Raw genomic sequence first — 11441 nt, 5'->3', positions numbered from 1 at the left:
CATCACCTGCAACAATCGAGGGGAACAAGATGGCAGGCAACGTATCGGCCACCGAAGCCGACAATTCGGATTTTTCCAACGTGGCGGTCCCGCCGCATGCCCGCATGCCAAAGGGTGCCTTGACCATGGCCTGGTGGGCGGTGTGCAGCGCCGTCTTCTATATCGTCGTCGGCGCGGCGATGGCGCTGAATTTCGGCACGCGCAACGCCATCATCGGCATCGTGCTGTCTGTCGTCGCCTACGGCGTCGTCAATGCGGTGCTGAGCCGCTTCGCCATCCGCACCGGGCTTTCCGTGGCGCTGTTCTCGCGCGTCCTCTTCGGCAATGTCGGGGCGGGGCTGGCGACGCTGATCTTCTGCGCCACGGCGATCTACTACGCCGTCTTCGAGGGCTCGGTCATCGCCGTCGGCATCAACACCGTGCTGCCGTCGATCTCCTATCCGCTCGCAGCCCTGATCGTCGTGCTCTACAGCGTGCCTCTGATCTTCGGCAGCATCCAGACCTGGCTCGACAAGTTCAACGGCGTGCTGCTGCCCTTCTATATCCTCGGCCTGATCGTCGCCGTCGCGCTCGCCATCGGCGAATACGGCTACAGCGACAAGTGGCTGAACCTCGGCCCCGAAACCGGCGCGCCGGCCGGCGGCTGGTGGTCCTGCTTCGTCTATTACATGGGCGTCTGGGTGCTGATGATGTTCACCTTCGACTATGCCCGCTTCGGCCGCCAGGAGGACGCCGGCTATCACGCCTGGTTCAACTTCGGCACGCCTTTCTATGCCGTCGCCTTCCTGGTCAGCGGGCTCTTCGGCATGTTCATGATCGGCACCGTGCCGGATCTCGGCGCGCTTTCGGAGGTCAGCGTGCTGCTGGCGCTCCTGAAGCTCATGGGCATCTGGGGCCTCGCCTTCGTCTGGGTCACCCAGACGCGCATCAACACGGCGAACTACTACCTTGCCGCCGTCAACCTCGAAGCGCTGGTGCAACTCTTCGGCCGCCTGCCCTTCGGACGCGTCGGCTGGGCGATCGCGGTCGGCGTCATCGTCTATCTCCTGATGCTGGCCGACGTCTTCGCCTACCTGCTGCAGGCCCTCGCCTACCAGGGCATCTTCGTCGTCGCCTGGGTCGCCGTCGCCATGGCGCATATCCTGATCGACCGCTACAGCACGCTGGTGGGACCTGCCATCGAATACCGCTCCAGCCATGTGCCGGCCTTCAACCCGCTCGGCATCAGCGCCTGGTTCATCGCCGCAGCTGTCGGCATCGCTCTGCATGTCTGGGGTGGCGCCTATGCGGAGCTCTCGGCGCCGGCGACCGCGGTCCTCGCCTTCTCCATCTATGCCGCGGGGCTGATGCAGGCGCGCCGCTCCTGGTTCCTGGTGGCGGGCTGAGCCCAACGGCCGTGCCTCCTTCTTGCGGGGCACGGTCCCTTATTCGCCCGGCCGGCTGCCGGACGCTGCAGCGACCTGCTACCGGCCGCCCTGCATCCCCAGCAGTCGCTGCGCAACGCCTGCGAACAGCGCCACGCCGGTTTCCAGTGACGCCTCGTCGATATCGAAATCGGCGGCATGGTGCACGGCAGGAATGTCGCTGCCGATGATGCAATAGGCGGCCGAGCCGCCGTTCTCCCGCACGCGGCGGATCATCAGGCAGGCATCGTCGCCGCCGCCGATCGACCATTCCGGCAGCACCTCGGTTACGCCGGGCAGGCCCCGGGCGACCGCGGCGATGAGCTCGGCGGCGTCCCGGCTGTTCTCGTTGCCGGGCATATGGCTCTTGCGCACGATCTCCACGTCGCATTGCTGCATGGTGGCGGCGCCCTCGATGACCGCGCGGAGCCGCCCGACCATGTAGTCATGCGCCGCGCGGTCGTCGGCCCGCACCTCCACCAGCATCTGGCAGGTATCGGCAACGATGTTGAAGGCCGTGCCGGCGGTGAGCATGCCGACATTGACGAAGGTCTGCGCGCCGGCAAAACGCGAAATGCCGTGCAGGCCGAGCGCTGCCGCAGCACCCGCCAGCAGCGCGTTGCGCCCCTCCTGCGGGCCCATCGCCGCATGGGCGACGGCGCCGCGGAACGTGACGACGAAGCGGCTCGAGACCAGGAAGCCGACGGCGCTGGCGCCGATCTTGCCGGAGGGCAGCAGGCAGCCGAGATGACCGACGAAGAGATGGTCGACCCCTTCGACCGCGCCGCCCGCCACCATGGGCGCGGCACCGCGCGCACTCTCCTCGGCCGGCTGGAAGATCAGGCGCAGGGTGCCGGAAAGCCCCTTTTCCCGGCTGAGCCGGCGGGCAACGGCAAGGCCGATGCCGACATGCCCGTCATGGCCACAGGCATGCATGCGCCCGGCAAAGCGGGAGCGGAAATCCTCCGCGTTCGGCCGGTGCTCCGCCGCCTCGGTCTCGCTGACCGGCAGGGCATCCATGTCGAAGCGGAAGGCGACGACGGGACCTTCGCCAAAACGGTAGTCGGCAACAACGCCCGTCAGGCCGTCCGGCATGCGCTCCATCCAGGCGGGGTCCCCGCCCGCGGCGAGCGCCGCCCGCCTCGCCTCCGCCACCTGCCCGGCCGGCGGCGGATCGATGACGGCGTCGTAGTCCATCACCTCGCGGCCGGTGCGCACGGCAAAGCCGAGATGGTCGAGATAGGCCGCGATGCGCGAGGCGGTGCGGTATTCGAGGAAGGCGGTTTCCGGATGGCGATGCAGGTCGCGGCGCACGAGCACGGCGGGCGCATTGCTGGCGGCGATCATCTCGGCGAGGGTCATGGTGGTTCCTGTCGGTTTAGCCGCGGCTGGCGAGGGAGACGCCGAGCGTCGCGATGCAAAGCCCGGCGATCTGGACGATGGTCAGGCTTTCGCCGAAACCGATCCAGGCCATCAGGGCCGAGACGCCGGGCACGAGGAAGAAGAGCGAGGACACTTTCGACAGCGCCCCGCGGCGGATCATGTGCAGGAGCAGCAGGATCGCCCCGAGCGACATGCCGAAGACCGACCAGGCAAGGCCGATCCACAGCGGCACCGCCGCCGTATCGAAGCCCGGTCCGCCGACGAAGGGCACGAGGACGGCCGTCGGAACCAGCGCGCCGATATATTGCACGGCCGTGTTGGTCAGCGGATCGGCGGTGATCTTCGTGCGTTTCACCAGAATGGAGCCGCTGGTGATGGCAAGCACCCCGGCAAGGCAGACGAGAAGCGGCACGAGGGGAATGCCGCCGGCATCCGTCGCGCCGAGCTTCGGCGCCAGCGTGACCAGCGTGCCGAGGGCGCCGACGGCGATGCCGATGGCACCGCGCCGCGACATGCGCTCGCCGAGCAGCCGCCCCGCCAGGAGCGTCACGAGCAGCGGCTGCATGCCCGCCATCAGCGCGGAGATCGCCGTCGGCAGGCCGTTCGCCACCGACCAGAAGACGCCGCCGAGATAAAGGCCATGGATCAGCACGCCGGCCAGCAGCGCCTGCCGCCATTCCCGCGCCGCGCGCGGCCAGGCCGCGCCCTTCCACAGGGCAATGGCAGCAAGCGCCAGGAAGGCGAGGAAGAAGCGCACGGCAAGGAAGGTCAGGGGCTCTGCATGGGGCGCGACGAGCCGCGCCAGCACGAAGCCGCTCGACCAGAGCGGCACGAAGACCGCCGGCAGCAGCAGACCGGTGCTGGCCGATGGGACGGTGGCGTTGGCAGGCGTGCTCACGAGAGGCCCCGGATGCTCAGGACCGGGCTTTCGAGCAGCACGCCGGTCGTGCCGTCGGCGATGCCGCGGTCGGTCTGGTGCGGGCCGGCATTGCAGGCGAGCGTCGCGCCGAAGACGGCCTTGAACACGAGATAGGGCGGCTGCCAGTCGACGATACCGTCTGCCGCGGCGCGCAGCGCCGAGAAGGCACCGGCCACATCCTCGAGCGGCGCATCCGAGATCAGGCCGGAAAGCGGCAGCGCGAGCAGCGCCAAAACCTTCCCATCGGCCGCGACGGCCATGCCGCCGCCAGCCGCGATCACCGCATTGGCGGCGACGGCCATGTCCCGCGCATTGCCGCCGAAGACCGTAAGGTTGTGGCTGTCATGCGAGACGGTGGTGGCAAGCGCGCCGCGCCATTCGCCCCAGCCCGAGAGGAAGCCGACGCGCGGGCGCGCATCCACCTTGCCGTGCCGGTGCACCACGGCAATGAGCGTCGCGCCGGCGGGAGGGACGACGAAACCGTCCTCGACCCGTGCGACGGCCTCGGCCCATTCGGTGAAGCGCGGTCTTGCGATGAGGGCGACGGTCGCCTCGCCGCCCGCGCAGGGAATGCGGAAATCATTTTCCGCAAGCGGCGAGAGATGCATGGAACCGCGGAGCGGCGCCGCATCGACTTCCTCCGCCGCTTCGATGAGCGCACCGTCGCGGGCGACGAGACGGCCGCTGCAAAAGACCAGCTTCGCGTGGAAATCGGCAAGGTCCCGGAAAAGCACGATGTCGGCGCGGCGGCCGGGGGCGATGAGGCCGAGATCGGCGCGGCCGATGCGGCGGGCGGCGTTCAGCGTTGCGGCCTGCAGGGCCCATTCCGGCTTCATTCCGTAGCGCACGAGGCGGCGCACCACGTCATCGAGGCCGCCGGCATGGAAAAGATCGTCCGGGAAGACGTCGTCGGTGCACAGCGTCACCGTCTGCGGGAACTGCGGCAGCACGTTGAGGGCGGCGACGCATTCGGGCAGCAGGTGATCGTGCGAGCCGCGCAGTTCGATGGTGAGGCCGGCACGCAGCTTCTGCAGCAGGTCCTCGCCGGAGACGATCTCGTGATCGGAGCTGATGCCCGCCGTGACGAAAGCCTGCAGGTCGGCGCCTTCCAGGCTGCGGGCATGGCCGTGGATCGGCTTGCCGGCGCGGCGGCCGGCGGCGAGGATGGCGCTCATACGCGCCCGCCCCTCGATGACGGCGCGCATGTCCATGACCTCGGCAATACCTCCGATCTCCGGGCGGGCGAGCAGCGCGGCGATCGTTTCGGCCGGAAAATCGGCACCGGCCAGTTCCAGGCCCGGCGCCGACGGCACACAGGAGGGCGCGAGCAGCACATGGCGCTGCGCCAGCACGCGCGCCGCCTCCGCCGCCCAGTCGATACCGGCGACGCCGTGCACATTGCCGAGCTCGTGCGGATCCCAGACGAGCGTCGTGACGCCGCGCGGCAGGGTCGCCGCGGCATAGCGAGCGGGCGTGATCATCGAGCTTTCGACATGCATATGCGTGTCGATGAGGCCGGGCGAGACGAAAAGCCCTGCGGCATCGATCGTTTCCGCGGCATCTCGCCTGGCATCCGGCACGTGGACGCTGGCGATCAGCGGACCGACGAGGCCGATATCGGCGGGGCGCCGCTCGCCCGTCACCATGTCGACCAGCATGCCGCCGCGGATGAGGATGTCGAAGGCGCGGTCGCCGCGGGCGGCCGCGACGGCGTTTTCCCTCAAGGTTTCGTCGTCGAGATCGCGGGCGTCGGTCCGGCCGGTCATCGCCGCGCCTCCGCGATCAGCGCGCCGAGGATGAGGGCACGGGCAGCGTCCACGTCGATATCGGAGGCGAAGGCGGCGTTGCGCCTTTCCTCGGGCGCACGGAGATCCACCACGGTGCGGCCCCGGGTCAGCACGCCGGAAAGCTCCGCGTCGATGCGGGCCGCGGTGAAGGTCACGGCCGCCGGCCGCACGAAGGCGACAGCGGCGCAAGGGTCGTAGATCGCCATGCCGGGGCGGCCGCGACTCGTCCCTATGGAGGTGTAGCCGGCGAGAAGGTCGGCCAGCAGCTCGGCATTCCGGCCACCCGCGGCACGGACGGGCGCGGCGTCGTCCGGATAGGCGATGACCTTGCGGCAGAGATCGAGATCGACCATGCGCAACGGCAGGCCGTGGGCGAGCACGATGGCGAGCGCTTCCGGGTCGGCGAAGGCATTGAATTCGGCAGAGGCCGTGTGGTTTCCGGCGGTGACGCCGCCGCCCATCCAGGTGAGATCGTCGATCTTCTTCGCAAGGTCCGGCCGCGCGAGCGCCAGGGCGGCGATGTTGGTGAGCGGTCCGAGGGCGAGGATGCGGCGCGGGCTTTCCGCCGTCTCCAGCCAATGGCAGAGGGCGGCGAAGGCATCGCTTTCCGGCAACAACGGGGCGGCGGGCAGGCTGCGGCCGGCGGTCAGCATGCCGGCTTCGGAGAGGATGTTCTCCGCGGTTTCGAGACGGCCCAGGACCGGCAGGGCGCGGCCGTCGTGGATGGGAAAGGTCCAGCCGAAGGCAGCGGCGGCCGAGGCCGCGTTCTGGCGCACCCGCGCAAAACCGGAATTGCCGAAGACCAGCGAAACGCCGTCGACGGGTTCCCTCGCATGCGCCACCACGAGGATGGCGGCGATGTCGTCGAAACCCATGTCCGTATCGATCCAGACGCCCATGGCGGTCACGCGAAGCGCTGGAGCGGCGCGGCCGCCTTCAGCGGCAGGTCGAAGGAAAGTTCCGTGCCGAGTTCATGGACCGGCAGCGCGGCGCTGACTTCGGCGGTGATAGGCCCGAGCGGCGTGTCGAGCAGGTATTCGCGGAGATTCCCGGTGAAGGAAACGCTCTTCACCCGGCCCTTGAACGGGCCCGTATCCAGCGCCACGCCGGCGGGACGCCAGGCAAAGCCGGCGGCGTTCCGGGGCAGGGTCTCGTGGAGGGCGACCGCGCCGGCGGGGGTGGCGAGCTTGCCATCGGACAGCGCGAAGACGTTCTCGAAGCCGACGAAATCGGCGACGAAGGAGGAGACGGGATTGTTGTAGATCTCCTCCGGCGTGCCGATCTGCTCGATCAGGCCCTCGCGCATGACCACGATGCGGTCGGCGAGCGACAGGGCCTCGGCCTGGTCGTGCGTGACGAAGATCATGGTCACGCCGGTCTCCTTCTGCACACGCTGCAGTTCGGCACGCATCTCGACGCGCAGGCGCGCATCGAGGTTGGAGAGGGGCTCGTCGAGCAAGAGTACCTTCGGCTCCATCACCATGGAGCGGGCGAGCGCCACGCGCTGCTGCTGGCCGCCGGAGAGTTCGGCAGGCTTGCGGCCGGAGAAGGCGGAAAGGCCGACGGATTTCAGACCGGCGGTGACGCGCGCCTCGATATCGGCGGCCGGCATGCGCTTCAAACGCAGGCCGAAGGCGACGTTCTCGAAGACCGTCAGGTGCGGGAAGAGCGCGTAGGACTGGAAGACCAGCCCGACATTGCGCTTGTTGGCGGAAACGCGGGTGATGTCCGTGCCGTCGAGCGTGATGCGGCCGGAGGTCGGCGCGAGAAGGCCGGCGATCGAGCGCATGGTCGTCGTCTTGCCGCAGCCGGAGGGGCCGAGGAAGGCGACGAGCTCGCCCTTGCGGATATCCAGGTTGAATTTGTCCACGGCGATCGAGTTGCCGTAGGAGAGCGTCAGGTTTTCAAGCGAGAGGAAGGCGCGATCAGACATAGCGGGAGAATCCAAGGAAGCGTTCTGCGAGGAAGACGATGCCGATCGACATCAGGGCGAGAAGCGCCGACAGCGCAGCAACGGAGGGATCGTAGGTGGTTTCCATGTAGGAGAGCATGTCGATGGGCAGCGTGCGCACGCCGGGACCCGAGAGGAACAGCGAGACGGGCACCTGGTTGAAGCTCGTCACGAAGCCGAGGATGAAGGCGGCAAGGATGCCCGCCCGGATATTCGGCAGCACCACCATGAAGAACGCGCCGAGACGGGTGGCGCCGAGCAGCACCGCCGCCTCTTCCATGTCGGAGCGCAGGTTGTTGAAGGAAGAAGAGACGACGCGCACCGTATAGGGCAGCACGAGGGCCGTATGGGCAAGGAACAGCGCTACCCCGATCGAGAAGCTGAAGGGCACGACGAGGTAGCGCAGGAGCGCGAGGCCGACGATGATGCCCGGCACGATGATCGGCAGGGTGACGACGGTGCTCACCACCTCGCCGAAGGGCAGCTTGTAGCGCGACAGCGCGTAGGCCGCCGGCACGCCGAGCAGGAGCGCGACGAAGGTGCCGCCGACCGCAAGGATCATCGACATGATGAAGCTGTCGCGGAAGCTCTCGACGGTGAAGACCTTGACGATCCATCGCAGCGACAGGCCCTGCGGCGGGAAGGCGAGCGTATCGCCGGCCGAAAGCGAGGCGGCGACGATGATCAGGAACGGGCCGATCAGGAAGACGATCAGCGCGGTGAGGATGGAGAAGGAAAGCGTGCGGTTCATCGCTTGTTCCTCGCGGTGGCGAGCCGTTTCAGGAGAAGGTTCGCGGCAAAGCACATGGCGATCAGGATGAAGGCGATGACGCTTGCAGAGACGAAATCGTTGGCGACGGTGACGCGCTGGAAGAGCAGCGTCTCCAGCATCAGGACCTTGGAGCCGCCGAGTATGGCAGGCGTGATATAGGCCGTCAGCGAGCCGGTGAAGACCAGGGTGCCGCCGACGACGAGGCCTTCGCGCGTCAAGGGCAGGATGACCTTCCAGAACACCTGGAACCAGTTGGCGCCGAGCACCCGGGCGGCGAGGATGGCATCCTTGGGCATGTTTTCCAGCGCGCTGATCAGCGACAGGATCATCAGCGGGAGGAAGAGCTGCAGGAGGCCGATGAAGACCGCCGTCTCGGTGAAGAGCAGGCGGATCGGCTCGTCGCTGAGGCCGACGGCCTGCAGCGCCTGGTTGACGATGCCGGTGCGGCCGAGGATGACGATCCAGGCATAGGTGCGCGCGACCGGCGAGATCATCAGCGGCAGCGAGATGAGGCCGATCATGCGGCCCTTGCCGGACGCGCTGAGATTGACGATGGCGAAGGCCGCGGCATAGCCGATGATGGCGGACACCACCGTCACGGCGATGCCGAGCTTGAACGTGCGCACCAGCACGAGCCGGTTCAGCGGCTCGGAGAAGAAGTTGGTGTAGGCCGAGAAGGTCCAGCCGGCCGGGCTGCGGAAGCCCTCTGCCAGCACGATGACGACCGGCACCAGGAAGATGACGGTGGCGAAGACGGCGGCCGGCAAGGCCAGCGCCAGGGCTTCAGCGCGATTTTGAAACATGCGTGCTCCTGCCGAAAGGGGGCAGCGTTCGGGGTGGTGGGAAGCGCAGGAACGATCGCATGTGGAGATTGCCCGTCATCCGGCCTGCCGGCCACTTTCTTCCCGCAGGCGGGGCGAAGGAGATATGCCGTACCGGTTTCCCCAGTTCCTCAACGGTTCATGGGGCATGTCCCCTCTCCCCGCTTGCGGGGAGAGGGTTAGGGTGAGGGGCAATTTGATGCGATCGCCTTCGGTTCAGGACGCCTTTACTGCGCGACCGCCGTGTTCCACTCGGCGAGCCACTTCTCGCGGTAGTCGAGGGTCGTCGCGGCCGGCAGGAAGGTCAGCTTGTTGGCGACGTCGGCGCCGTAGGTGAGCTTCTCGGCGATTTCCGGCGCGACCACGACTTCCTTGTTCGCCGGGCTGTCGATCAGCATTTCGGCGATCTTGGTCTGCATCGGCGTCGAGAGCCAGAAGTCCATGAACTTCAGCGCCAGTTCCTGGTTCTTCGAGCCCTTGACGAGCACCATGGCGTTCATGTCGCCCGCATCGCCTTCCTTGGTGGCGGCCCAGCCGATCGGCAGGTCCAGCTTGGAAATGCCGGCCCAGGAGAAGTGACCCATCGGCGCGGCCCAGATCTCTTCCTGCTGCATGAGCTGCACGAGCTGCGAGCTCTTGACGTAGAAGGTGACGAACGCGTCGCGCTTCTCGCCGACGGCGGCCATGGCCTCCTTCAGGTCCGGCGATTCCTTGCCGAGCGCCTTGCCGATCATGTTCAGCACCGGCCCGCCCTGGTTGGTGGTGATGTTCGGCAGGGCGACGTGATCGGCATATTCGTCCTTCAGCAGGTCCGCCCAGGATTCCACCGTCATCTTGTCGGTGCGATAGGCGATGCCGGTCTTGTAGATGGTGTAGCCGACGCTCATGCCGTCGCCGTTCGGGTCCTTGGCGAAATCGTAGAGCTTGTCGTAGTTGGAGAGCTTCGCCGTATCGATCTTGTCGGTCAGGCCCTTGCGCGCGGCGGAAAGCGCGTCGGCGAGCGAGAAGACGGCCATGTCGATGACCGGGGCATCCTTGTTGGCTTCGAGCTTGGCAAGGCGCTCGATGCTGTTGCCCGTCTCCACGACCAGCTTGCAGCCGCATTCCGCCTCGAAGGGCTTGTAGAGCGCCTCGGTGAATTCCTCCTGGACGAAGCCATAGACGGAAATGGTCAGCGTCTGCTCCTCGGCGGATGCGAGCGCACCGCTCATGAGCCAGAAGACGCTGGCGGCCAGTACTTTCTTATGCATGCGGGGACTCCTCCTGGGAAAAACCGGCAGATGGCGCGGGACCACTGGAACGGCGGATGACAAGCTCCATCGGCACGGCGGCCCTTCGAGCGGTGACGGGCGGGCTCGGCGTGTCGTCCGAGGCCTCGCGGGACTGGATCGCCTCGACCAGCGCATCGAGCGCCAGCGTCGCGATTTCCGGCATGTTCATCTTCACGGTCGTCAGTGGCGGCGAGATGAAGGACGACCATTGCAGATTGTCGAAGCCGGTAATGCTGGCCTCCGCCGGAATGGCGATGCCGGCCGATTGCAGCTCCGTGAGCGCGCGTAGCGCGTGGGGATCGGAAACGCAGGCGAAGGCGGTAAAGCCCCGCTTGCGCCAGTCCGCAAGCCCGAGCGCGCAGCCCTTGCCGTGCCGGGCCTCAAGCTCGACGATCCAGATGGTCTCGGTCTCGATGCCCGACAGCTTCGAGCGCATGCCGTTGATGCGGGCGTTCTGCACGTTCGAGCTCGGATCGTCGCCGATCAGAAGGATCCTGCCGTGCCCGAGCGCCGCAAGGTGGCCGGCGACCTCGGCGCCGCCGGCGAAATGATCCGCCGAGACGGTGTTGCGCGGCGTCGTCGGCGTGTCGATGATGGCGATGGGGCAGCGCGTTTCCGGCACCTTCGTGCCGCGGCGGGGAACGATGACGATGCCGTCGACGCCGCGCTCGATGAGCTGGAAGATCGCCTTGTCCTGTGCGGCGATCTCGTCGCGCGAATTGGCGATCAGCACGCCGTAGCCCGCCCCCGTCGCCACGCGCTCGATCTCCTGCGCGATCTCCGGATAGAGCGGATTGCCGATATCGGGCAGGACGAGGCCGAGCACGCCGCTGCGACCGGTGCGCAGCGCCCTGCCCGCCTGGCTCGGCACATAGCCGAGCGTGTCCGCCGCATCGCGGATGCGCCTGGCGAGGTCCGGCGACAGGCGCCCCTTGCCCGACAGCGCATTCGATACCGTCGCGATCGACACTCCGAGGTGGCGCGCCAGTTCCGAAAGGTTGGGTCGCGAAGGCTTCACGGCTGCTCATCGATGTGATTAAACGTTTAATCACATTAGCACAGTTTAAAACATTGTCAATCACCGCTGTTTCCTGCCGGTGGAAAACAATCTGCGCCGGCGCCCTTCCAGGCGCG

General features: G+C 67.4%; 10 protein-coding genes. 1 reads left to right on the top strand and 9 read right to left on the bottom strand.

The genetic code is table 11. The annotated features are described in order from the left end of the window. The first annotated feature begins 29 nt into the window (after positions 1 to 29). Positions 30 to 1385, top strand: coding sequence for a cytosine permease (locus shn_RS22805; protein ID WP_064332819.1), 1356 nt, complete (start codon positions 30 to 32; stop codon positions 1383 to 1385). A gap of 78 nt (positions 1386 to 1463) precedes the next feature. Here the strand turns inward: shn_RS22805 and shn_RS22800 are convergent, their stop codons facing one another. The 9 genes from shn_RS22800 to shn_RS22760 form a co-directional block, all read right to left on the bottom strand. Then, positions 1464 to 2765 carry an amidohydrolase gene (locus shn_RS22800; protein WP_206362237.1) on the bottom strand — a complete coding sequence of 434 codons (1302 nt, stop codon included), beginning with the start codon at positions 2763 to 2765 and terminating at the stop codon, positions 1464 to 1466. Between the two features lie 16 nt (positions 2766 to 2781). Continuing rightward, a complete protein-coding gene (locus shn_RS22795; RefSeq protein ID WP_064332818.1) occupies positions 2782 to 3684 on the bottom strand; it encodes a DMT family transporter in 903 nt (300 codons plus the stop codon). Further along, on the bottom strand, positions 3681 to 5471 hold the full coding sequence (locus tag shn_RS22790; RefSeq protein WP_064332817.1) for an adenine deaminase: 1791 nt from the start codon (positions 5469 to 5471) through the stop codon (positions 3681 to 3683). The genes shn_RS22795 and shn_RS22790 overlap by 4 nt, the downstream gene beginning before the upstream one ends. Continuing rightward, the gene (locus shn_RS22785) at positions 5468 to 6391 is read right to left on the bottom strand and encodes a nucleoside hydrolase (protein ID WP_064332816.1); all 924 of its coding nucleotides are present in this window, start codon (positions 6389 to 6391) and stop codon (positions 5468 to 5470) included. The genes shn_RS22790 and shn_RS22785 overlap by 4 nt, the downstream gene beginning before the upstream one ends. 5 nt (positions 6392 to 6396) lie before the next feature. After that, the gene (locus shn_RS22780; RefSeq protein ID WP_064332815.1) at positions 6397 to 7425 is read right to left on the bottom strand and encodes an ABC transporter ATP-binding protein; all 1029 of its coding nucleotides are present in this window, start codon (positions 7423 to 7425) and stop codon (positions 6397 to 6399) included. Beyond that, positions 7418 to 8194 carry an ABC transporter permease gene (locus tag shn_RS22775; protein ID WP_064332814.1) on the bottom strand — a complete coding sequence of 259 codons (777 nt, stop codon included), beginning with the start codon at positions 8192 to 8194 and terminating at the stop codon, positions 7418 to 7420. The genes shn_RS22780 and shn_RS22775 overlap by 8 nt, the downstream gene beginning before the upstream one ends. Beyond that, entirely contained in the window at positions 8191 to 9018 is an 828-nt protein-coding gene (locus shn_RS22770; RefSeq protein ID WP_064332813.1) for an ABC transporter permease, read from the bottom strand. Before shn_RS22770 ends, shn_RS22775 begins: the two co-directional genes overlap by 4 nt. A 245-nt stretch (positions 9019 to 9263) precedes the next feature. Beyond that, positions 9264 to 10286, bottom strand: a complete 1023-nt coding sequence (locus tag shn_RS22765; protein ID WP_064332812.1) for an ABC transporter substrate-binding protein — start codon at positions 10284 to 10286, stop codon at positions 9264 to 9266. Beyond that, positions 10279 to 11325 carry a LacI family DNA-binding transcriptional regulator gene (locus shn_RS22760; protein WP_064332811.1) on the bottom strand — a complete coding sequence of 349 codons (1047 nt, stop codon included), beginning with the start codon at positions 11323 to 11325 and terminating at the stop codon, positions 10279 to 10281. Before shn_RS22760 ends, shn_RS22765 begins: the two co-directional genes overlap by 8 nt. Positions 11326 to 11441 lie beyond the last annotated feature (116 nt).

The sequence above is a fragment of the Shinella sp. HZN7 genome, from assembly GCF_001652565.1.
Classification (GTDB): domain Bacteria; phylum Pseudomonadota; class Alphaproteobacteria; order Rhizobiales; family Rhizobiaceae; genus Shinella; species Shinella granuli.
Note: the sequence above shows the minus strand (reverse complement) of the source record. Positions and strands in the feature narration are given on the sequence as shown.

Coding starts and splice junctions, on each gene's coding strand:
- shn_RS22775 (WP_064332814.1), bottom strand. CDS start 8,194: ATGAACCGCACGCTTTCCTTCTCCATCCTCACCGCGCTGATCGTCTTC.
- shn_RS22780 (WP_064332815.1), bottom strand. CDS start 7,425: ATGTCTGATCGCGCCTTCCTCTCGCTTGAAAACCTGACGCTCTCCTAC.
- shn_RS22765 (WP_064332812.1), bottom strand. CDS start 10,286: ATGCATAAGAAAGTACTGGCCGCCAGCGTCTTCTGGCTCATGAGCGGT.
- shn_RS22800 (WP_206362237.1), bottom strand. CDS start 2,765: ATGACCCTCGCCGAGATGATCGCCGCCAGCAATGCGCCCGCCGTGCTC.
- shn_RS22770 (WP_064332813.1), bottom strand. CDS start 9,018: ATGTTTCAAAATCGCGCTGAAGCCCTGGCGCTGGCCTTGCCGGCCGCC.
- shn_RS22790 (WP_064332817.1), bottom strand. CDS start 5,471: ATGACCGGCCGGACCGACGCCCGCGATCTCGACGACGAAACCTTGAGG.
- shn_RS22805 (WP_064332819.1), top strand. CDS start 30: ATGGCAGGCAACGTATCGGCCACCGAAGCCGACAATTCGGATTTTTCC.
- shn_RS22785 (WP_064332816.1), bottom strand. CDS start 6,391: ATGGGCGTCTGGATCGATACGGACATGGGTTTCGACGACATCGCCGCC.